Source organism: Acinetobacter sp. AS167, assembly GCF_037152175.1.
Taxonomy (GTDB): domain Bacteria; phylum Pseudomonadota; class Gammaproteobacteria; order Pseudomonadales; family Moraxellaceae; genus Acinetobacter.
The window spans coordinates 153,662-176,036 of sequence record NZ_JBBCMP010000007.1 but is presented as its reverse complement, the minus strand read 5'-3'; the positions used below and the strand labels follow the sequence as shown (position 1 = coordinate 176,036).

Annotated in this window: 19 protein-coding genes; 6 read left to right on the top strand and 13 right to left on the bottom strand. The window is 39.1% G+C overall.

The window, feature by feature from the left end:
• Window positions 1–6 precede the first annotated feature (6 nt).
• The 4 genes from folK to mazG all read right to left on the bottom strand — a co-directional run bounded on the left by folK (window position 7) and on the right by mazG (window position 3,351).
• The gene (gene folK, locus WFN33_RS13405; RefSeq protein ID WP_336953574.1) at window positions 7–489 is read right to left on the bottom strand and encodes a 2-amino-4-hydroxy-6-hydroxymethyldihydropteridine diphosphokinase; all 483 of its coding nucleotides are present in this window, start codon (window positions 487–489) and stop codon (window positions 7–9) included.
• The gene (pcnB, locus tag WFN33_RS13400; protein ID WP_336953573.1) at window positions 486–1,967 is read right to left on the bottom strand and encodes a polynucleotide adenylyltransferase PcnB; all 1,482 of its coding nucleotides are present in this window, start codon (window positions 1,965–1,967) and stop codon (window positions 486–488) included. Before pcnB ends, folK begins: the two co-directional genes overlap by 4 nt.
• Window positions 1,968–2,114: 147 nt before the next feature.
• Window positions 2,115–2,579, bottom strand: a complete 465-nt coding sequence (locus tag WFN33_RS13395) for a ComEA family DNA-binding protein (protein WP_336953572.1) — start codon at window positions 2,577–2,579, stop codon at window positions 2,115–2,117.
• Between the two features lie 7 nt (window positions 2,580–2,586).
• The gene (gene mazG / locus WFN33_RS13390; protein WP_336953571.1) at window positions 2,587–3,351 is read right to left on the bottom strand and encodes a nucleoside triphosphate pyrophosphohydrolase; all 765 of its coding nucleotides are present in this window, start codon (window positions 3,349–3,351) and stop codon (window positions 2,587–2,589) included.
• A 105-nt stretch (window positions 3,352–3,456) separates the two neighbouring features.
• Between mazG and WFN33_RS13385 the strand changes: the two genes are divergently transcribed.
• Window positions 3,457–4,239 carry an SDR family oxidoreductase gene (locus WFN33_RS13385; RefSeq protein WP_336953570.1) on the top strand — a complete coding sequence of 261 codons (783 nt, stop codon included), beginning with the start codon at window positions 3,457–3,459 and terminating at the stop codon, window positions 4,237–4,239.
• Window positions 4,240–4,385: 146 nt separating this feature from the next.
• Here the strand turns inward: WFN33_RS13385 and WFN33_RS13380 are convergent, their stop codons facing one another.
• From WFN33_RS13380 to cysM, 4 genes are read right to left on the bottom strand one after another with little or no spacing between them, the layout of a single operon-like run.
• Complete coding sequence (locus tag WFN33_RS13380; RefSeq protein ID WP_336953569.1) at window positions 4,386–6,692, bottom strand: RelA/SpoT family protein; 2,307 nt, start codon at window positions 6,690–6,692, stop codon at window positions 4,386–4,388.
• Between the two features lie 27 nt (window positions 6,693–6,719).
• A complete protein-coding gene (gene rlmD, locus WFN33_RS13375; RefSeq protein ID WP_336953568.1) occupies window positions 6,720–8,114 on the bottom strand; it encodes a 23S rRNA (uracil(1939)-C(5))-methyltransferase RlmD in 1,395 nt (464 codons plus the stop codon).
• Between the two features lie 8 nt (window positions 8,115–8,122).
• Complete coding sequence (locus WFN33_RS13370) at window positions 8,123–8,944, bottom strand: 3'-5' exonuclease (protein WP_336953567.1); 822 nt, start codon at window positions 8,942–8,944, stop codon at window positions 8,123–8,125.
• A gap of 59 nt (window positions 8,945–9,003) precedes the next feature.
• Window positions 9,004–9,924 (bottom strand): cysteine synthase CysM, encoded by a 921-nt coding sequence (gene cysM / locus WFN33_RS13365; RefSeq protein WP_336953566.1) that lies wholly within the window; start codon window positions 9,922–9,924, stop codon window positions 9,004–9,006.
• Window positions 9,925–10,238: 314 nt separating this feature from the next.
• Between cysM and WFN33_RS13360 the strand changes: the two genes are divergently transcribed.
• The 5 genes from WFN33_RS13360 to rsfS all read left to right on the top strand — a co-directional run bounded on the left by WFN33_RS13360 (window position 10,239) and on the right by rsfS (window position 16,468).
• Window positions 10,239–13,046 (top strand): GacS-like sensor histidine kinase, encoded by a 2,808-nt coding sequence (locus WFN33_RS13360; protein ID WP_336953565.1) that lies wholly within the window; start codon window positions 10,239–10,241, stop codon window positions 13,044–13,046.
• Between the two features lie 331 nt (window positions 13,047–13,377).
• Window positions 13,378–14,166 carry a crotonase/enoyl-CoA hydratase family protein gene (locus tag WFN33_RS13355; protein ID WP_004725906.1) on the top strand — a complete coding sequence of 263 codons (789 nt, stop codon included), beginning with the start codon at window positions 13,378–13,380 and terminating at the stop codon, window positions 14,164–14,166.
• Between the two features lie 36 nt (window positions 14,167–14,202).
• Window positions 14,203–15,078: an NAD(P)-dependent oxidoreductase gene (locus tag WFN33_RS13350; protein WP_336953564.1), complete on the top strand. Its 876-nt coding sequence runs from the start codon at window positions 14,203–14,205 to the stop codon at window positions 15,076–15,078.
• A gap of 91 nt (window positions 15,079–15,169) precedes the next feature.
• Window positions 15,170–15,964, top strand: a complete 795-nt coding sequence (locus WFN33_RS13345; protein ID WP_336953563.1) for a hydroxypyruvate isomerase family protein — start codon at window positions 15,170–15,172, stop codon at window positions 15,962–15,964.
• 102 nt (window positions 15,965–16,066) lie between these two features.
• Entirely contained in the window at window positions 16,067–16,468 is a 402-nt protein-coding gene (gene rsfS, locus WFN33_RS13340; protein ID WP_336953562.1) for a ribosome silencing factor, read from the top strand.
• A 94-nt stretch (window positions 16,469–16,562) separates the two neighbouring features.
• Here rsfS and WFN33_RS13335 read toward each other — a convergent pair whose 3' ends face one another.
• The 5 genes from WFN33_RS13335 to WFN33_RS13315 all read right to left on the bottom strand — a co-directional run bounded on the left by WFN33_RS13335 (window position 16,563) and on the right by WFN33_RS13315 (window position 22,345).
• Window positions 16,563–17,774: an ammonium transporter gene (locus WFN33_RS13335; RefSeq protein WP_336953561.1), complete on the bottom strand. Its 1,212-nt coding sequence runs from the start codon at window positions 17,772–17,774 to the stop codon at window positions 16,563–16,565.
• 380 nt (window positions 17,775–18,154) lie between these two features.
• Window positions 18,155–18,826 (bottom strand): 4'-phosphopantetheinyl transferase family protein, encoded by a 672-nt coding sequence (locus WFN33_RS13330; RefSeq protein ID WP_336953560.1) that lies wholly within the window; start codon window positions 18,824–18,826, stop codon window positions 18,155–18,157.
• Between the two features lie 59 nt (window positions 18,827–18,885).
• Window positions 18,886–20,295: a ribosome biogenesis GTPase Der gene (gene der, locus WFN33_RS13325; RefSeq protein ID WP_004725892.1), complete on the bottom strand. Its 1,410-nt coding sequence runs from the start codon at window positions 20,293–20,295 to the stop codon at window positions 18,886–18,888.
• 200 nt (window positions 20,296–20,495) lie between these two features.
• Entirely contained in the window at window positions 20,496–21,644 is a 1,149-nt protein-coding gene (bamB, locus tag WFN33_RS13320) for an outer membrane protein assembly factor BamB (RefSeq protein ID WP_336953559.1), read from the bottom strand.
• Window positions 21,644–22,345: a YfgM family protein gene (locus tag WFN33_RS13315; protein WP_336953558.1), complete on the bottom strand. Its 702-nt coding sequence runs from the start codon at window positions 22,343–22,345 to the stop codon at window positions 21,644–21,646. Before WFN33_RS13315 ends, bamB begins: the two co-directional genes overlap by 1 nt.
• Between the last annotated feature and the right edge of the window lie 30 nt (window positions 22,346–22,375).

The window sequence follows — 22,375 nt, the reverse complement described above, 5'->3', positions numbered from 1 at the left end:
AATCCTTTAATCAGCCCATGACTGATCTGCTAAAACGCTAAGGGTTGAATGTTGCACGAAATCTAACTTTTGCAATGATTGTCCATTGACTTGAAGCTCAGGATCGAGATCCAACAATGGAATCACTACAAAATCACGCTCTAAAATACCAATATGCGGTACTGTGAGCCGCTCATTTATAATGTTTTTTTCAGCATAAAGCAAAAGATCTAGATCTAAAGTACGCTCACCCCAATGACGTGAACGTACTCGACCTGATTCATTTTCAATGCGTTGCAACTCATCCAGCAAGGCCAATGGCGCTAAATCTGTGTGCAATTCTACAACCGCATTATGATAATTTGGTTGATCTTGAGGCCCCAGTGGGGGACTTTGGTACAACTTTGAAACCGTAACACCACCAAATTTTCTAAGCTTTTCTACAGCTGCTCGTAGAATTTGCTCAGAATCTCCTAGATTACTTCCTAAACCAATGTAGGTTTTAATCATGACTGGGTGGGTCCAAAAATCACACTGTTCAAATCACGTTGTACTCGTCTACGCTTGGTAATTGGATGATCAGCAGTGATTTCACCTTTGTTTACAGCTGTTCGAGCATCATTTCGTGTTCTAAAATCATGAGATGATGTTGAATTTGGCTTATTCCGTGAACGACGACTACGAGATTCTTGTTCTTTGACCAATGGCTCAATTTGCGTTGAAACTGCAGCTTTTGCATCTTCAATTGGTGCGACTTCAGCAATTTTTTTACGGCTCTTAGCACGCTGTCGATTATAGCTACCAATTGCACGCTCTTTCTCGTCAGTCGACATATCTTGGTAAGCTTCCCACCATGCTCCCATACCGTTGGTAGAAGTATCACCAGACTTCTCTCTCAACAACAGGAAATCGAATCCTGCACGGAAACGTGCATGACCAGAAAGTGCTTCAATCTGTTGAGGTTTTGGATTTAACAAACGGCTTTGCATTTCCCAAACTTCACGAATAAAGGTTTCCGCAAAACGGGGAATAATGGTTCGAGTCGCTTGACGTTTCAACACATCCAAACCTGCTTGAGCTCGTGCTTCTGCAGCAACAACCCCTTTAGCATGGTAAAAATCACAACGCGCTAAGAAATTATTCCATAGCAATACCGCATAGAAAAAAGCAGGATTAATGGTTTTACCCATTTGAATCCGTTGATCGGTATTTTTCGCAGCACGTTCAATAAACTGAGTAATTTCAGGACTAATATCAGCAAATAATTGCTTCCAAATACCAAATTCAATCAACATAGGCATAACACGATGTAAATGTCCCATCGTGAATAATTTTTGCGACTCATCATATAAACGGTGCGGAGAAACATCACGCAGCAGCTGTGTCATCTCTTGGGTAAAAACGTCTAAAATTTTAGGATCAATACTAAAATTTAACTTCGCAGCAAAACGTAAAGTACGCAACATTCGTACGGGATCTTCTTCAAAACGAAGTCCTGGATCACCCAATAACCTTAAAGTTTTGGTTTTTATATCATCAATAGCATTACAAAAATCGAGCACTTCCCCTTTTCTTGGTTGGTAGTACATGGCATTGATGGAAAAATCACGTCGAGCAAAATCTTGCTCTATAGTTCCCCAATTGTTGTCACGTAAAATCATTCCTTGTGCAGAGGTAATTGCTTTTTTCGGTGGGGCACGGAATGTCGCCACCTCAATCAATTCACGACCTGAATACACATGTGCCAATTCAAAACGTCGCCCAATAATTCGGCAACGACGACCAAATACCTCTTTCACCTGAGAAGGCGTTGCATTGGTCACTGCATCATAGTCTTTCGGATTTAAGCCAAGCATTAAATCACGTACACCACCACCGACTATATAAGCTTCATAGCCAGCTTTAGTTAAAGAATCAATAACATCTAAAATGGAGGAAGGTAATTGAGCGGTGGATAACCCACACTTTGACGCACGCAAAGTTTGCAAAAGACACTGTCTCCTACGTCAGGACGTAAAAATCATAATTGTGCTAATGATATCGCTTACACAGCTAAAGGGCAATTTGAATCTCGCAAACTTCACTTGAATTTAATATATGTTGATAATTCATCGATCCATACAGCATTAAACACGTCACAAACTAAGTCTTGCTTGATTCTGCTCGAAAAATTTCGCCCCAATCCCCTTTACCTTTTTTAAATCATCAATACTTTTAAACTTCCCGTTCTGATTGCGATAATCAATAATCGCCTGTGCTTTCTTTGTTCCGACACCTTTTAACTGTTGTAATTGTTCAATATTTGCAGAATTTAAACTAATTCTCATACCTGAGCTATTTGAATTTTGAACACGTGACAATGTGTTATTGTTACCACTATTCTTAGGTTGTGATGTCTGGTTATTCGGTGTCGAAAGATAATAGTGACCATCAATCTTGTTTATTTTTTCATCATGTGCTTGTTGTTCTGCTTTCCATTTTAAATAAGCTTGATCAAATTGTTGCGCATATAAGCTGAAAGAGCAGCTTAAAAGCACCAATAAAAAAGACAATTTAATTAGCTTTACTACACGATTACAATAAAAATTATGATTACTCATGGATAACCTATGGTTTTAATTGTTGCTTTGCCTGATCCCAAAGAAGATCCATTTCTTCTAAAGATATATCTTCTAATCTTTTATTTTTAAAATTGATTTGATTTTCAATATAAGCAAAGCGAGATTTAAATTTATAAATGGTTCCTAAAAGAGCCATCTCACTTGAAATGCCTAGTTTACGCCCAACATTAATTAAAGAAAATAAACAATCACCAAATTCATCCATAATTTCATCAGGTTTTTCCGATTGCATGGCTTCTTCAAACTCGGCCAGTTCCTCTTTGACTTTATCGTAGGCCTGCGCCACATCAGTAAAATCAAATCCTACTTTTGCAACATTTTTTTGCAGGTTTTCCGCCTGAGACAAAGCAGGACCATGCTTTAACTCATCTAACCGAAATTGAGGTTTGCCCTGTTTTTCTTGTTGTTTAATCTCCTGCCACAAAAGTGACACTTGTTCAGGAGTTAAATTCTCAAACTGCTCTTTTTGGAAAACATGCGGATGACGACGTATCAATTTTTGACAAATAGCTTCTACAACATCATTAAAATCAAAAGCACCCTGCTCACTGTACATCTGTGATTGAAAAACCACTTGTAACAATAAATCCCCTAATTCATTTTTAATTTCATCAACATCGCCAGAGCGTACAGCTTCTTCCACCTCGTACGCCTCTTCGATCGCATAGCGCGTTAAACTTTCAGGGGTCTGTTCACGATCCCAAGGGCACTCTGCACGTAATTGTTTCATAATGGCGAATAACTGTTGCATTTAATGTCCTTTAAGATCAATAAGAAATGACTGCACAACACTTGTTGTTATGCATATTTTATGTTCAACTCACTGCAATCAAAATAAACTAAAAAGGATACTGCAATGCGTCAGAGCATATTCATAAGCGGTGCTGCACAAGGCATTGGGGCAGCGATCGCACGTCTATTCTACCAACAAGGTTATCAAGTTGGTATTTATGATATCAATGAAGCTCAGGCTCAAATTTTAGCAGATCAATTAGGTCACAATGCCAAAGCTGGCAAATTAGATGTGAGCGATTATGCACAATGGCAAATAGCGCTTAAAGAGTTTTCTCAATGGGCAAATGGTCTTAACATTTTAGTGAATAATGCTGGCATCCTTTATTCTGGAGATTTTGAGAAAACTGAAATTAGTGCACACCACCGAACAATCAATATCAATGTAAATGGTGTTTTAAATGGCTGTCACGCCGCACTTCCCTATCTAAAAGAAGCAAAATTTGCGCGTATTATCAATATTTCTTCAGCATCAGCCATTTATGGACAAGCAGATTTAGTCTCATATTCTGCCAGTAAATTTGCGGTACGCGGTATTACCGAAGGATTAGATATCGAATGGCAAAAATATGGCATTCGTGTACTGGATGTTATGCCGCTGTTTGTCCAAACGACTATGGTAACAAACATGGATGCAGGCGCGATTCAAAATATCGGTGTTAGCCTCACACCCCAAGATGTTGCTGAGCAAGTGCTTGCACAAGTTAAAGCCAAAGACTCACTTTTCACTGCTACACATCGTCCAGTTGGTTTAAAAACTAAAGTAATGTTTACACTTTCTACCATTAGCCCTCAATTTATCAATCGCTTGAGTAATTTAATACTGACGAGAAAATCTAAGCATTAATATTATAAAAACTCATTCAACAGATATCAGCTTTCTTTTTATAAATCAAATTCATAGTTTAATTTATTATACTGAATAATAAAAAACTCGCATTTCGCGAGTTTTGTTATTGTTCAAATCATAAAATCTGATCAAGGCAATATAGCTTAATTACCTTGAACCAAACGTCGAGCACTGATAATGCCAGGCTGTTGTTCCAATCTTGCTAAAAGGCGAGACAATTGCGCCAAACCTTTCACTTCAATCAACAATTTCATATTGGCAATACCATCTGCTTCAGAAATCGTATTTACCTGACGAATATTGATCTGATCTGAAAAAATCACTTGGGTCAAATCTTTTAACAAACCACGACGATCATAAGCTTCCACCACAATTTGCACACTTTGCCCACGTGTCGGTTGCATTTCCCAATCGGCTTCAACAGCACGATCAGGTTCTAACTTGATCATGCGCATGTAATCGGGACACGCAACCTTATGAATACTCACACCACGATTCAAGGTGATATATCCAGCAATCGATTCACCATGAACAGGCTGACAACATTGTGCAATGTGTAATTCAACATTATCCAAACCATCAATTAAAATTCCATGTGCAGATAAGGTATGACTTGCACGTGGATTTAACGTCGGTTTTAGAACAAGTTCTGGTTCATCTTGATCTAAGTGCATGTGGCGATTAACTTGATTAATCAAGGCATGCAGGCTAATTTCCCCACTTACCAATGAAACAAGGATGTCATCACCAGTTTTTACATTGAAATGATTACAATAATCACTTAAATCAATACTTTTTGGATGAATCGCTAGACGTGAAAGCTCTTTATTGAGTAGTTCACGCCCAACTTCCAGATTTTTACTGCGATCTTGTTGTCTAAACCAGTGGCGCAACTTGTCACGGGCACGTGCAGTTTTGATATAACCCAATGAGTTAACTAACCAATCACGATTGGGTTCACGATCTTTCTTGGTTAAAATCTCAACCTGTTCCCCTGTTTTCAGAGTATAGGTTAATGGCACATAGCGTTGATTAACCCTTGATGCATAGCACTTATTCCCGACCTCGGTATGCACATGATAAGCAAAATCAAGCACCGTCGATCCACGTGGTAATTCTTTAATATCCCCATCACGACTAAAAACATAGATTTTTTCGAACCCTTCAAAATCTTGAATTTGTTCAAAATCTTCTGTTTCATCTTCATTGGGATGTGCACTGGTTTCAGTACGTTCTTGATAATGTTCAAGGACTGCACGTAATGAATGCAAACGATGATTAAATGAATAATCAGTGGTTTTCGAGCCTTCTTTATAGTTGAAATGCGAACATACACCCAACTCTGCTTCTTCATGCATTTCTTTGGTACGGATTTGGATTTCCAAAGATTTATTTTCTGCAATCACCGCAGTATGTAAAGAGCGATAACCATTGGCTTTTGGATTGGTAATATAATCATCAAACTGATGAGGAATATGGCGCCAAATTTGATGCACAATGCCCAAAGCGTGATAACACTCTGCTACAGATTTAACCAAAACTCTTAACGCACGAATATCATATAGCTGATCAAAACTCAGATTTTTACTCTTCATTTTACGGTAGATCGAATAAATATGTTTTACTCGACCCGAAATCTCTGCCTCAATATCATGCTCACCAAGCTCACCTTTCAGTTTATCAACCACAAACTGAATATATTGCTCACGTTCCAGCCGCTTTTCATTGAGTAATGAAGCAATCTCTTTATAGCGTTCAGGAGCCAAATAACGGAAAGCAAGATCTTCGAGCTCCCATTTTAATTGAGCTATCCCTAAACGATGCGCCAAAGGAGAATAGATGGTCAAGATTTCTCGTGCAACACGCTCTTGACGCTCTTTTGAAGAGTGTGCCAATTCACGTAAAGCAAATGTCCGTTCAGCCAATTTAATCAATACCACACGAACATCTTCTGTCACAGAAATCAACATCTTATAGATGCCTGTCAGGTGTTCGCGCTGATTATTATTAAAGTGATCTTCTAACCGTTTATTCTTTTCAATCAGTTCAGAAAGTTTACCCATAGCCAAAGTGCCTTTGACAAGGTTATAAACTTGCTCACCGCATTGCTGCTGTATCTCCTCTAAGGTGGTGAGATCCTCACGCACGCTACGATAAAGTACAGCTGCTGCTAGTGTATCTTCATCGACATGTAAATGCGCGAGGATGTCAGCCATTCCAATACCTGTTGCAAAGGTATTGGTTCTGGAATTTACTGTGGTCGCCAATTCTTTTTGTAATACTAATTGCGCGACTTCTTCTAACTGCTTAAGTTCAGCACCGTCTAAAATTCCACGCACTCGATCTAGCCAAGTTGCTAGAGCGTGTTGCGCTTCATCGGCATGCTCTACAGTCGCTTCCTCTGATAGCTCATTGAGCTCATCAGGAAGTTGCTCACGTACTGTGACCATACCCTACTCCTCTAACTCTATATTTCATTATAAATCGTTTATCTCTAATTTCTTTTCAAACAAAGCAATAGATTCAACATGCCCAGTGTGAGTAAACATGTCCATTACACCTGCTTTAGTGAGCTGATAACCGTGTTGTACCAAAATCCCAGCATCCCTAGCCAAAGTTGCAGGATTACACGACACATAAACGATTCTTTGCGCACCAAATTTGGGCAAATAATGCATAACTTGTTCTGCTCCCGCACGAGGAGGGTCAATCAATAATGCATCAAATCCTTGATTTGCCCAAGAATAATGCGAAAAGTCTTTTGTTAAATCTTGTGAATAGAATTTAACATTGCTGAGGCGATTGTTCAGTGCATTTTCTGTACCACGCTTCACCATTGCTTCACTACCTTCTACAGCAATGACTTTTCCTGTAGCACCCACACGTTTAGCAAGCGGGAGTGAAAAATTTCCCAATCCACAAAATAAATCTAAAACAGTCTCACCTGCTTTCAACTCAAGCAAATCACATGCCAGATTAACCATCTGCGGATTTACAGTAGGATTCACTTGGGTAAAATCTGTTGGATTAAATGCAAACTCAATATCAAAATCTTTTAAACGGTAATGCAAATGCATGTCTGCTTGAGCATGATCTACTCGATGTACACTTTCCACACCCGCAGGTTGCAAATACAACTGCCACTGTTTCTGTAACGCATATTGTTGCAATAGGTTGACATCATGGGCTTTTAATTTTTCAGTATGGCGAACCAATAATGAAATTTCGCTATCGCCTTTGGCTAATTCTATATGACCAATGCTACTTTTGCCTTTTAGACTTTCGAGTAATGCCTTTATTTCAGGTAAGGCCTGATCCAATTCAATATCTAAAATTTTACAGGTTTGGATTTCAGTTAAATGGTTACTCTGTGCTTCACGAAACCCCATAAGCAATTTATTTTGTTTGGGCAAATGACGCACACCTATTCTGGCTTTATGTCGATAATCGGAACGAGTTGAACGCAATGGGTCTAACCATTGTTCAGGCGCTAATCCCGCAAAGTGACTGAGATGCGATTTTAAAACATCTTGTTTTAAACGAATTTGTTCATCTGGATGGATATGTTGCATACTACATCCACCACAAATGCCAAAATGTGGACAGATCGGCTGAATACGATGTGGATTGGCCTCACTGAGTAATTCAATACTGTCCGCTTCTTCAAGTTTAGATACCTGACGAGTCACTTGAGCTTTTACAATTTCACCAGGTAGTGCATAACGAATAAAAACTTTTTTACCCTGCTTTTCATTTGGATGATTGAGCTCTGTTCCATAATGCGCAATCCCTCGCCCTTCATGTGACAATCTTTCAACTTTAAAAATATATTGTGGAAGCTGAGATGGTCGAGGTTTTGCTCTATGTTTCAAAGGGATACCTAATCGGGTGTGGAGGAAAAATCTGCTTGAGTAAATTCAGTTCGTTGTGACGTTTCACGCCAAACATTTAAAAACTCATGTTGTTGAGGTTGTCCTTGCAAATAATGAATAGAGGCTTGAATCCATAACTGGTGATCTTGCAAAGAAATTTGACCTTTTAACAAAGCCCATCTTAAGAAGATTAACCACGTATTTAAAACATCACCTTCGCAATAGCTGGTTAATTTCAGCCATTGCTTTGTATTCACATATTCGGGAACAAAATAACCTGAAATACCACGTTTACCGGGATAACCCAATAAATGAGCAACATCATCCAATTTCTGAAAATGACGCCCGTTAAACATCGCCATAACATCCATTAAGTCGACATGACGGTTGTGATATCTGTTCTGATAGTTATTATACCTTTTTTGTGTGTCAATCTCACCTTGATCAAACAAACTTGGCGCAGATAGTCCGTGATACATTGCACGGAACAAAATCACTGGTAAATCAAACTGTGAACCATTCCAACTCACGAGGGTTGGGTGTCTTTTATCAAAGATAGATAAAAATTTTTGTAAAATTTCAGTTTCAGTATAGTGCTCACGACTAAATGAAAATAGTTTCATCACACCATTTTCATCAATCCACAAACCCGAAATACAGACAATTTCATGTAAAGATAATCGCTGAAAATCCATCCCTGATTCTTGACGACGTAATTTTGCCAACGCCTGTTCTAAATCGTCCTGTGGTAAATCCAAACCATATAAATGCGCTCCAGATTTAAGATCTGTCAGGGTTTCGATATCAAAAACTAAAACTGGAAGGCGCATAAAAACTTTACTCAATAATCAACTTTACCATCATGAGGCAATTTATGACCTTGAAGCAACTATTCTTCATCCTCAACAGAGAACAAACCTGTAGAAAGATAACGATCACCTCGGTCGCATACAATGCACACAATCACTGCATCTGGGTTTTCTTCAGCAATTTTAACAGATGCCCATACAGCCCCTCCTGAGGAGGTTCCTGCACTAATGCCTTCTTGACGCGCTAAACTGCGTGCCGTTTTTTCAGCTTCAATTTGCGGAATATCCATGATCTGGTCGACACGCTTTGGATCAAAAATTGTCGGCAAGTATTCTTGTGGCCAACGGCGTATACCCGCTATATTTGAACCTTCTGAAGGCTGTAATCCTATAATTTGAATATCTGGATTTTGTTCTTTTAAATATTTAGAAATTCCCATGATCGTGCCAGTTGTGCCCATAGAGCTGACGAAATGAGTAATTTTCCCCGCTGTCTGTTGCCAAATTTCAGGGCCTGTGGTCAGGTAGTGTGCTTCCACATTGTCTGGATTCCCAAACTGATTCAACACCAGACCTTGGCCTTCACTTTGCATTTGCAAAGCCATATCACGCGCAACTTCCATATTGGTTGCTTCGATCAATTCAGCACCATAGGCACGCATCGCATCTTTACGCTCTTGGCTTGAGTTACCTGGCATGATTAATTTCATTTTATAACCACGCATTGCGGCGACCATCGCCAACGCAATTCCCGTATTTCCACTCGTCGCCTCAATCAACGTATCACCTGGCTTAATTTGACCACGCTGTTCAGCTTTCATGATCATATTATATGCAGGACGATCTTTTACAGAACCAGCGGGATTATTCCCTTCCAGCTTTGCCAATACTGTTGCTTGAGTATGACTTGCCAACCGTTGTAAACGCACTAAAGGAGTTTTTCCTACATAGTGATCTAACAAAAATTCGTTGGCTAAGAAATCAGGTTGTGTGTGACTCATCTGTTGCACCTATATCGAGGTGGGCATATTGTATGAAAAAAAGAAACATACTGCACATCTTTCCGCTTTATTTTACTTGGAATGATCAAACTAAATTCATATATATCAACAAGCCTAAGTGGGATCATGATTTTGTTTATTGAATAAAATTAAATACATATAAAAAAATAAACTTTACTTAGAATTAGAAATGATAAAGTTATCTATAAAACAGCATAACTTATTTCCAATTCTCAAGATTTTTAGTCATATTGTCATGCAGGATGAGTAAAGCATGTTAATATCTTTGCCATGGGCAATGAGTTGCTGGAACAATGTCGAATTTCAATAAAAAACTCTTTAAACGCTTAAAACTCAATCACGCTTATGGTCAACTTATTGCGTTAATTTTCGTGCCAATTATGATTTTGGCAGGTGTTGGAACAGCACTTGTTCTTTCTGAAACGTCAGCTGCTGCCAAGTCTAAACAGCGTTTCCAAGCCATCGCGATATTGAGTCGTTACCAATATACTGCTGAGCAACTCACCGCAGTAATGGAACAAAATCCAACACAACACGCAAAAGCTGAAAGCATTTTACAAAAAATGTTTAACGAAAAGCATTTATTGAGTGCAGCAATCATAGATGAAAATAATGTCAATCATTTAAGCGTTGGCTACCAAAATCAGCGTGCTTGGCCAAAAATTCCAAAATCAGGCACATTCTTTGGGCCTGTTCAAAATAAGTACAATAATATTTATGGGATTAAACTTAACCCCATCAACTCTGATCAAAATATGTGGTTGGTGATTGAACTTGATAATCAACCTTTAGAAATTGCACATTATCGTGTCATGATCGTTTTGATTACGACTGCTTTGCTAACCCTTTTGCTACTTTTATTGTGTCTAAACTTCTATTCAAGACGGTGGATTGCACCGATGTACGAAATTCGGATGCAACTGCAACGTTTAAATGCAGATACGCTTGATCAACATATGGTGATCAACAGTACCGGTGAACTACGCTTATTACAGCGTGATATTGCCAATGTGGTGAAACGGCTACATTTCAGCTTCCTTGAACTAAAAGAACATACTGAACAAACAGAAGATGATTTACGTCGTACATTAGACACCTTAGAAGTTCAAAACATTACCTATAAACAAGCCCGTGATCAGGCGATTTCATCCAATCAGGCAAAGTCAGTCTTCCTTGCCAATATCAGTCATGAATTGCGGACCCCGTTAAACAGTATTGATGGCTTTATCCATTTGATGTTGCGCCAAGACAATTTAAGCAATGATCAAAGTTTATATTTACAGACCATTCGCAAGTCTTCTGCACATTTATTAGCCCTGATTAACGATGTACTCGATTTCTCAAAAATTGATGCTGGTAAATTAGAACTTGAGACCGCGCCCTTTGATCTAGAAGAAGCAATTTTCGATGTCATGGATATGCTCTCGCCATTGGCAGCGCAAAAACATATCGAGATGGCATTCTATTTTGCAGACAATGTGCCTAAACATGTCATTGGTGATGCCTTACGCTTTAAACAAGTACTGACCAATCTAATTTCCAATGCGATTAAATTCACACCCGATGGTGAAATTATTGTTCGTGCGCGTATGGAACATGATGATATTGGGCAATGTTTACTGCATTTTAGTGTGCAAGACAGTGGAATAGGTTTAAGTGGTACAGATCGTAAACGACTATTTGAATCATTCTCTCAAGGTGATGCTTCTGTCACTCGCCAATTTGGTGGTACAGGACTCGGTTTGGCCATTTCTAAGCAACTAGTACATTTGATGCATGGTCAAATTGGCTTTGAAGATAACCAAGAACGTGCACCTACTGAAAAAGGTTCAACCTTTTGGTTTACTGCCCTGTTAACGGTGAATGAAGATGAAGAAATTGTTCACCCATCATTTAAAAACTTAAATGTGGTGTCTTTCTTGGCCCATCCTGCAACAGCCAATGTATTACGTCATTATTTAGAAGACTATCAAGTTAGACATGCCGAAGCACAATCGATTTTAGATCTGTTTAGCAGACTAAACAGCCTAGAAAAAAATACTGAAAATACATGGTTGATCGTTGATCATAGTGGAGATACTGAAGCCTTACTTAAAGAAATTCGTGGTCGTTATCAAGGTCATTTAGCGGTATATGGTTATCAAATGTCACTTGATCCAAATATGTTGACTGAATATAAAGCGCGTCCTTTATATCAACCACTGAGCCGTAGTTCAGTGATTCAACTGCTCAGCAATCAACCTGTCTTTGAACAAGAGCATCACAAAGACTTTAAAGGGCAAGATTTACATGTTTTAGCTGTAGATGATCATTTACCGAATTTGATCGTGCTTGAAGCATTGTTAGGCGAATTGAATGTAAAAACCACTAAGGCACTCAGTGGTCAAGAAGCTTTAACCATTATTCAGCAAGGGGTTGAACAAGGTGCGAAGCCTTTTGATCTCATCTTTATGGATATTCAAATGCCAGTCATGTCAGGGATTGATACCACGCGGGCGATCCGCTCTTTGGAATCAACCTTAGATGGTATGCGTATGCCGATTATTGCGTTAACAGCACACGCATTGGCCGATGAAAAACAAAAATTACTCAAGGTCGGTATGGATGATTATGTAACCAAGCCGATCCAAATTGAACAAATCATTCAAATCCTCACCAATTGGACAAGCGATAAATTTATTCAACATCAGCAACCTATCGAAAATACAGTATATATCGAAGCGCTGGATGCTTATATTCTAGATTGGAAACAAAGTCTTGCTTTAGCAGCCAATAAAGAAGATCTCGCACAAGATTTGTTAAAAATGTTAGTCGACAGCTTCCCAACAGAGCTAGCTGAAATTGAGCAACTCATTGAACTGGAAGACTTCCCTCAATTAGAGCATGTCTTACATCGCTTATATGGTGCAACCCGTTATGTCGGCACACCAAAATTGCAACGCATTACAGGCGATTTCGAACAATTTATTTCGATGCTACGCAAAGAACGTCGTAAAGCAGATGAAGCCTTTATCCAAGATGTGATGAAACGCTTTGATGAACTTCAATTGGCGATTCATGAAGTTGAAACAGCTGCACAGCAGATTTTACCCGTTTCATAAATACAGCGCTGTTCTATCCGATTCAGCTCTATAAATGCTTTTCTTAAGGCGTTTTGAGCTGTTTTAAATCGTCTGTATAAAACCCAAGTTTACTGTGGGTTTTATCTTACATACGGTTTTATTGTTTCTTTAAATCACCATGAATTAGAATGATCTTTTCATTGCAATCATCTTTTTAGAAATCCAATAAAATTATACAAGCCGCTGTTTCAACCCTGTTTTGGCTTTACCATCCAATTGGCACACCAACACAGTTTCGGTGACTCTACTGTCATGTAACTATTCAATTCACATGCTATGCTGATGACCAAGGAAAAAATGAGTCAAGATCATGGCACTACTACACATAGAAAAAAACAATGGTATCGCAACAGTTTCATTAAATCGTCCAGATAAACGCAACGCCATGAGTTTTGCTTTACTCCGAGAACTGGTAAGCGTCGCACAACAGATTAAAAAAGACCGCAGTATTCGTGTGGTGATTCTAACAGGTGAAGCCAATGTATTTAGTGCAGGTATTGACCTTGCTGACTTAAATAGTCCAAAAAATACAGCCTTTGCTGCTTGGGAACTGATTAAACCTGGTCAAAGCCTATTCCAAAAAGCATTTTTGATCTGGCAAGAACTGCCTGTCCCTGTCATTGCAGCAATTGAAGGTTTCTGCTTTGGTGCAGGGATGCAACTTGCATTGGCTGCAGATATTCGTATTGCACACCCAGAGACTAAAATGTCAATCATGGAAAGCCGTTGGGGGCTTGTGCCTGACATGGGCTTAACCCGCTCAATCAAGGGCGTGATTGGTATTGATTTAGCCAAAGAGCTTACTCTCACTGCACGTATTTTTGATGGCAATTATGCCAAAGACATTGGTTTGGTGACGCATGTAGACGACTCACCGTTGGCAAAAGCTCAAGCCATTGCAGAAGAGATGCTGCAACGCTCGCCAGATGCGCTGATGGCTGCTAAACGTGTTTTAGATGCTATGGAACATCAACCTCAGAAATCTTTACGTTTAGAGAAGATTTGGCAGTTAAAATTACTCTTGGGTAAAAATAGTCAAATTGCACGTAAAAAGGATAAAAATCCTGAATTAAAATTTTTACCGCGCCAATACAAATAATCCAAAATTATTATTGAAAGCTTATTGAGTTATAAAATGAATTTTGATCGTAACAGTAAAATTGCATTTTTAGGGATGGGATTAATGGGTAGCCGTATGGCAACCCGATTAATCCAAGCAGGCTTGCATGTCGCTGTCTGGAACAGAACAGCATCTGCTTGTGACGCCCTTATTGATCTAGGTGCTCACCCATTACAACTTGAGAATATTGCAGAATATCCGATTATTCTCAGCTGCCTTGCTGATGATAAAGCTGTACAGCTAGTCTATGAGCACATTGAGCCCTATTTACAAGCCAAGCAAGTGATTGTGGATTTCTCCAGTTTATCTGTAGATAAAACCAAGCAACTGGCGGAAAGCGCAACAACAAAACAGGTGATTTGGATTGACTCACCTGTTTCAGGTGGAACCGCAGGTGCTGAAAATGGCACGCTGGTCATTTTCGCTGGGGGAAATGCTGAGGTGATCCAAGCATTGAGCCTCATTTACAATATCCTGTCACAGCGTGTCACCCGTATGGGTGAAACAGGTACTGGACAAGCCACTAAAATCTGCAACCAACTGATCGTTGCTGCCAATAGCACCTTGATCGCGGAAGCTGTTGCGCTTGCCAGTAAAGCAGGTGTAGATACAACCCTATTGGCGCCGGCTTTGGCTGGTGGTTTTGCCGACTCAAAACCTTTCCAAATTTTAGCCCCACGCATGGCGACACATACTTTTGAGCCCGTACAATGGAAAGTACAAACGCTTTCTAAAGACTTAAATAATGCCATTCAACTTGCACAAAAATTTGATTTAGAAATCCCTGTGGCTCAACGTGCACTGGGACAATTACAAAGCCATCAAAACAACGGATTTGCTGAGTCTGATTTAGCCACAGTCATTCATCAAGTGAAAAATAAATCGGGTTAAAATACACGGAACTACACATAAATAAGTTGAAAAATAATCTATTGCCTACTACATTGAAGATGAGAGTCCAAATATAGCAAGGAGCGTTCTTATGACTAAACTCGCAGTAAACCTATCCTTGATTTTTACTGAAGTGCCGCTCATTGAACGCTTTGCTTTGGCACATCTTCATGGCTTCCACAATGTCGAAATTCAATTTCCGTATGAATTAAGCATTGAAGAGATTCAAGCACAGCTTGAACAATATGACCTCAGCCTTTGCCTGATCAACGTTCCCACCGGTGACTTGATGCAAGGTGGAAACGGTCTTGCTGGTGTGCCTGGTCGAGAACTAGCATTTCATCAAGCCTTAGAACTTGCAATTGAATATGCAGAAGCGCTCAATGTTCCAAACATCAATATTTTAGCAGGTAAACAACCACAAGATGCCGACTTACTCCCCTGTTTAAATACATTGGCAAACAATTTAAAACTGGCTTGTCATCTGCTCTCTAATCGTGATATTCAGCCTGTATTTGAAATGATTAATGGTACAGACATGCCACGGTTCTTAGTTCAAAATATTGCACAAGGCCAAGAAATGTTAGAAGCAGTACAGCATCCTGCATTAAAAATGCAATTTGACTGTTATCACATGGCGATGATGGGCGAAGATGTACTGGCAGCCTTACAAGAAAATATTGATTGGATTGGGCACATCCAATTTGCTGACTGCCCAGGTCGTCACGAACCAGATACTGCACAAATTGATTATTCTGCAATTTTTTCATGGTTAAAACAAAGCGCCTACACAGGCTTTATTGCAGCAGAATACAAACCACAATCTCATTCAAATCAGTCATTTGCATGGAAAGAAAAATATTTTTCAAACAACCATAGCTATTAAATCAGTGTGTACTTAGGCAAACGATTGCATTGTATAATTTGTATTTTTTAGACAAAAGCGCTATATTAGAAGGTGAGATATTTTCTGGAAAATATACCTTATATGAATTTAGAACCATCGCCCAGCGCTTCTAATTCTCACGAACTTGCAATGAACACTCAAAATGAAGATGTACAGACTTGTTTAAAAGTCGTACAAGAAGCTCTACTTGATGTAAAAGCCAAAGATATTATTCAACTTGATGTCAGCGCTATTAGCAACGTTTCAGATGCAATTGTCATCGCGAGCGGGACATCAACACGCCATGTTAAAGCACTTGCTGACAATGTTGCTGAAGAAGCACGTAAAGCAGGCTTTCGCCCAATTGGTGTTGAAGGTGAACGAGACGCTGAATGGATCCTTATCGATTTAGGATTTGTAGTCGTACATGTGATGCTACCAACAGCACGTAAATTTTATGATCTGGAAAGTTTATGGCGTGCGACACCTGAAAGTGTTGCCTAACTTTTAATACAGAACTTAAATATAAAAAAAGCGACTTTATGTCGCTTTTTTTAGTGCTTGGCTTTTTTCAAAGCTTTATTTTTGAATCCTTAATTTAGTATGTATTACGCAATTTACAAATCAATTTAAATAATAAGAATGCAACGCCAAAACTCCACACAAAATTTACCACAATCCCAATACTTTGATCGATAACACTGGCCTTGTTGGCTAAATTAATCACGGGGTTATCTGTCAAAGAAACAGCCAGTGTCCCCCATGCTCCACAAACACCATGTACCACAACAACTTCACGAATATGTTTAGAATCAATCCAATAAGCCAAAAAACGAGGTAAATATATGGTCAATAAGCCTGAGACTAAGCCAATAATCAATGCTGAAGATAAATTCACCAAGCCACAGCTTGCCGTTATTGCAACTAAACCACCTAAAGCACCTTTAATCATTTCAACCCATGAAATAATTTTATTATTCAATACCAAAGAAAAAACTAAGGATGCAACCATTGCCCCAAAGAGTGCAGCAAAAGCATTGACAACAATTAACCCAATATCCGCATAAAATGCCGAGATATAAACCACATTTAAACCTGACCACGCCAGCCAAAGAATAAAACCAGCCAATGCCAAAGATAAAATCTTATAATCCTCAAAGATTAAATCTTTTTTTAAGATTTCTTGTCGGTCGTGAGGTTTTAAGGTTAAATATCCCGCCAAAACGATCCAAGCCGCAGTGGAATGCACCACAGTTGATCCTGCAAAATCAATAAAGCCTAATTCTTTTAACCAGCCCTTGCCAAATAAGATATTGCCCCAGGTCCAGCTACTAAAGAACGGAAAGATCACACCTGCGATCATTAAACCGGTTATCCAGTTTACAAATAAAGGAACTTTACTCGGAATCACTCGTCCAACTACAGTGGTTATTGTCGTGGCCATCAAAGTATAAAAAAACAATAAATTCCAATGCCAGCCATGTAGCATGCCATTCATATATTTTTCGGAGTAGGCATCACCTGCAAGGAGAATTTTTGCGCAGAAGAAACCAAAAATAAGCGTTCCTAAAATTGCTGAAATATAATTAACCAATAATGCGGAAATTGACTTATAGGTATTTTCATATCCGCCTTCAACTACAGCAAAACCAGCTTGCATCAGAATGACAAATATTCCACCAAAGAATAAAAGCTCGTAGTTGGTAATGAGATTAAAAGCAGCAAGATCACTTTCTAAGCTTGAAGCAAAACTAAAATTTGGATAAAAAAATATGATGCAAATTAAGCTGATGAAGTATTTAAATCGCACTATATAATTAATCCTAACCTATCGCTTTTTCATCGCTTTAAATTCACAATAATTAGTATTTTCGCTACTTAATTATCATTTAATTTATCAAGTATAGAGAATTTAATGGAGAAATAAACTAATTTTTATGTAAAAAATATAGCTTCCAAAGTACACACGACTAGCAAGATTGTTTGTTCGTGATCGAGTACTATTTATTTTTATTTAAAGATAAGCAGCTTACATTTAACTGGTTTTATTAAATAATGCCGATTTGCAATACAGGTGGCTTAAGGTTGAAAATTTCAACACTTAGACGTATAGATGCCACACTCCAATATGGAATAACGTTGTTGCAATTTATATGTTATGCAGAATGAAAACGTCTATACGGTCTTTAATTAGCCATGTTGAATGACTTGAATCTGTGGAAATGCAAAACCCTTACAGGATAATTCAGAACGCCATGCCACCGTAAGCATGACTCGGCTCAGCTGGAGATTTTGATAGGCAAAGCTGCCCAATAACGGATGCGTAGAGATCCCACCATCATTCATCACATGCACTCCAGTATTTAGCTCATTTAGACTCAAACGAATCCCTAGGCCCGATGCTTTTAAAATCGCCTCTTTTGTGGTCCACACCTTAAACCAAAAAGTAGGATCAAAGTCTAACGCTTGCCAAGCCTGATATTCTTGGGGATGAAAAGCATGTTTAGCTAAAGCCTCAAAGCGCACCTTTCGATCTAAGTCCTCAACATCTACACCCAAATCTTGGATCTGCTGGCTACTCGCCAAAGCATAATGGTGCTGGCTATGTGAATGATTCACGTGAAACCTTGGATAATCAATTAAATAGGGTTTACCAAAATCTGTTTTTTCAAAAGAGTGGTTACTGATTTCAACTGAAAAAATATCGGACAATAATTGGTTTCTATATTGATAGATCGCCTGTTTCAGTTCTTGGATCTGCCCCTTTCGATCGATCGAATGGTAAGTCGGAAGAATATTTTGAATAGAATTAACATCCAATTGAATAATACGATTCACAATCCATTCCCAAACATTTTTCATTATCTTAAATCAAAAAAACCCAAAGATCACTTTGGGTTTTAATGTGTTCAACGCTAAATTTAGCTTCTAAATTTCTTTTCAGCCTTTTTAAATTTCTGTACATAACGACGACGACGTGCTGCAACACGCTCATCAATTTGAGATTTACGGCCTTCAAATGGATTTTCAGCTGTTTTAAAGTCAACGCGAACCGGTGTACCTTCAAGGTTATACACTTTACGGAAGACATTTTCTAAATAACGACGATAATCCGCAGGGGTCTTATCAACCTTATTACCATGAATCACAATCGTTGGTGGATTTTGTCCACCCATGTGGGCATAACGCATTTTAATACGTTTACCACTGATCATTGGCGGTTGATGTGCTTCAGTTGCATCATTCAAAATCTGGGTTAATTTTGCAGGTGAAACTTTTAAGTGGGATGAATCATAAGCACGGTGAATAGTTGGATACATCTCCCCCACACCTGTTCCATGTAAAGCAGAAATCAAATGCACTTTTGCCCAAGGAATAAAGTCAAAACGACGATCAACATCTAATTTACATTGTTTGCGATCATACTCTGTCATGTTGTCCCATTTGTTAATGGCGATCACCATGGCACGACCAGCTTCGAGTGCATAACCGATCAAATGTAGATCTTGTTCAACCACACCTTCACGTGCATCTAAAACCACTACAATGACATGCGCATCTTTAATCGCTTGTAGGGTTTTTACGATTGAGAATTTCTCAATCATCTCATCAACTTTACCTTTACGACGTACACCAGCAGTGTCGATCAAGGTATATTGACGACCATCACGCTCAAACGGAATATAAATCGAGTCACGAGTTGTACCTGGTTGGTCAAAAGCGACAACACGATCTTCACCTAACAAACGGTTAACCAAAGTAGATTTTCCGACATTTGGACGACCAATAATTGCTAAACGTAGACCTGTTGCCTTATCGTGTTCTTCTGGGTTTTCATCTTCAGGGACATCCACCAAGATATCCTCAAGCATTTGTTGAACACCACGGCCATGACTTGCCGCAACTTGTAAGGGTTCACCCATACCAAGTTTATAAAATTCAACTAATGCAGCTTCAGCGTGCACACCATCGACTTTGTTGGCAACCAAGTAAACCTTTTTACCAAGTGTACGCAATTCACGGGCAATCTGCTCATCAGAAGCCAGTAGCCCAGCCCGTGCATCGACAACAAAAACAATAATATCAGCTTCATTAATCGCAGTTTTGGACTGCTCTGCCATATATGAGTCGATACCACCTTCATTTTCACCGATACCCCCAGTATCAACGACAATGAAAGATTTATTTTCATAAGTTGCATCACCATATTTACGATCTCGGGTAAGACCAGCAAAATCAGCAACGAGTGCATCACGGCTCTTGGTAATCTGGTTGAATAACGTTGATTTGCCGACGTTTGGACGACCAATGAGCGCAATTACGGGTTTCATAAAATAACCTTTATTCAAGATCAGCCAGTATGACTGGTCTGAACATCAGAAATGTATAGGAAGAAGAATAGGAAAAACCTAAAATAAAAACACGGGGTATTGATTTTCAATCACCCCGTGTATGGAATTCATACGGATTGCTCTATTTTAACACAAGACTAAAAAAATAGAGAATCCTAATCGTGTCTGTTGATTAACTGTTAACGACTTTGCCAGATACTCATAGCACCTTTGCGTGTCGAAACATAAACCTGATTGTCAATCACTCTCAAAGTACGGACTTCACCACTGGTTTTAGCACGCCCTAAAGTTGTTCCAGTATTTGGATCAATTTGATGTAAATAACCATCTAAATCACCCACAACAAGATTTGAACCGAGCAATACAGGGTTGCTTAAGTTACGATTGAGCAGTTGCTCATTTTTCCAAAGTTGCTGACCTGTAATCAAGTCATAAGCAATAATCTGACCATCAGTTTGCGATACGATGACTTTACCATCAGTCACTTCTGGACGGTTGATACTGCTTGAGTTTTCACTCCACAAAACGCGTTGTGAAGCCAAATCTAGAACAGTGACTTGACCTTGGAAACTTGTCGTAACCACATACTGTCCTGAAACAACAGGCTCACTGTCCACATCAATCAAACGCTGAATATCAGAACGCCCTTCAGATACCGCAACACGACGTTGTAAACGCGGTACACCCGCAAGGCTATCTATTGCAAAAATATAGCCAGTAGAGGTACCGATAAGCACTGTACGTGGATCTAGACTAACTGGAGTGGCTTGGCCTCTTAAGCTAAATGAAGCGCTTGGTAATTTATAAGTCCACGCTTGCTGACCTGTCGCAACATCTAAGGCATAAACTGTACCGTCATTTGCAACCACAATCACACGACCAGACTGAATTAAAGCAGAACTGATAATTGCTCCCGACAATTGCGCAGACCATTTGGTCCCACCTGTCGCTTGATCTAATGCAAAAACATGCCCTTTTTGGTTACCCACAATAACCACACCATCTGCCGCTTCAACACCAGAACTTAAGCCGTCTTTGGTCACTTTAGCATTCCATAGACGCTGTTTACCTTTATAGGCAGCCACTTCGCCTTTTGGATCTAAAGCAAACACAACACCATTGTCTGTATCTAAACGTAGACGTAATGCATCTTCACTGCTGGTCGAAGATACACTGGTCGAAAATACTTGAACCAAGCTCGAGGCTTGTGCAACTTTAGGCAGTGGATTAGGCTTAATCTTCACTTCTTTCGTCTTATTACTTGAACAGCCGATTAAAGCGATTGATAAGATTGCTAAAGCAAAAGGTATTTTAAAATTTCTATCCATTAAGACTCATCCACTTGTGTTGCTAAAATTGGGCGTTCAAGATCAGGATCTTCTACTAATACGCCAACACTTTCGAGTTTAATTTGTAAAATTTGACGTTCTTGTTTACGTTCAACGACCGCATTCCATGCTGCTTGATACGATTTTTTTGCATTTTCGGTGTCATTTTTTGCCACATAAATATCACCTTTCAACTCGTCAGCACTGGCCTGAAAAGCAGGATCATTCACAGCTGACAAGGTTTTCAAAGCTTCATCAAACTTCTTTTGCGCCAATTGTGCATCGGCAAGTTTTATTTTTACAACTTGTAACAAACCAGCATCTTTAATTTTAGAATTTTCAACTTTTTTGAGTTCACGCTCAGCCAATGCATAATCATTTTTATCGTAAGCAACTTTTGCCATGACAATTTGTGCTTGGATCGCTTGAACTGAATCAGGATTATCTTTCACAATTTTATCTGCTGATGCGACTAAAGCTGCAGTAACTTTAGCATCCCCATTAGCTGCTCTCGCCTCATCCATCAATTGCTGAACTTTGGCTGTCTCATTTTGATTTTCAGCCAGAGTTTTCTTTTGCCAATATTCCCAACCGAAAAAGGCAATCAATGCAATGAGGACACCTGTCACCATAGCTGAGCCATATTTCTTAAAAAATGACTTCACACTATCCAGTTGCTCATCATCAGTCATTGCACTCATTTGACTCCCCTTTTCCTTATGATTATCGGC

Coding starts and splice junctions, on each gene's coding strand:
- folK (WP_336953574.1), bottom strand. CDS start 489: ATGATTAAAACCTACATTGGTTTAGGAAGTAATCTAGGAGATTCTGAG.
- WFN33_RS13395 (WP_336953572.1), bottom strand. CDS start 2,579: ATGAGTAATCATAATTTTTATTGTAATCGTGTAGTAAAGCTAATTAAA.
- mazG (WP_336953571.1), bottom strand. CDS start 3,351: ATGCAACAGTTATTCGCCATTATGAAACAATTACGTGCAGAGTGCCCT.
- WFN33_RS13385 (WP_336953570.1), top strand. CDS start 3,457: ATGCGTCAGAGCATATTCATAAGCGGTGCTGCACAAGGCATTGGGGCA.
- WFN33_RS13380 (WP_336953569.1), bottom strand. CDS start 6,692: ATGGTCACAGTACGTGAGCAACTTCCTGATGAGCTCAATGAGCTATCA.
- WFN33_RS13370 (WP_336953567.1), bottom strand. CDS start 8,944: ATGCGCCTTCCAGTTTTAGTTTTTGATATCGAAACCCTGACAGATCTT.
- cysM (WP_336953566.1), bottom strand. CDS start 9,924: ATGAGTCACACACAACCTGATTTCTTAGCCAACGAATTTTTGTTAGAT.
- WFN33_RS13360 (WP_336953565.1), top strand. CDS start 10,239: ATGTCGAATTTCAATAAAAAACTCTTTAAACGCTTAAAACTCAATCAC.
- WFN33_RS13355 (WP_004725906.1), top strand. CDS start 13,378: ATGGCACTACTACACATAGAAAAAAACAATGGTATCGCAACAGTTTCA.
- WFN33_RS13350 (WP_336953564.1), top strand. CDS start 14,203: ATGAATTTTGATCGTAACAGTAAAATTGCATTTTTAGGGATGGGATTA.
- WFN33_RS13345 (WP_336953563.1), top strand. CDS start 15,170: ATGACTAAACTCGCAGTAAACCTATCCTTGATTTTTACTGAAGTGCCG.
- rsfS (WP_336953562.1), top strand. CDS start 16,067: ATGAATTTAGAACCATCGCCCAGCGCTTCTAATTCTCACGAACTTGCA.
- WFN33_RS13330 (WP_336953560.1), bottom strand. CDS start 18,826: ATGAAAAATGTTTGGGAATGGATTGTGAATCGTATTATTCAATTGGAT.
- der (WP_004725892.1), bottom strand. CDS start 20,295: ATGAAACCCGTAATTGCGCTCATTGGTCGTCCAAACGTCGGCAAATCA.
- bamB (WP_336953559.1), bottom strand. CDS start 21,644: ATGGATAGAAATTTTAAAATACCTTTTGCTTTAGCAATCTTATCAATC.
- WFN33_RS13315 (WP_336953558.1), bottom strand. CDS start 22,345: ATGAGTGCAATGACTGATGATGAGCAACTGGATAGTGTGAAGTCATTT.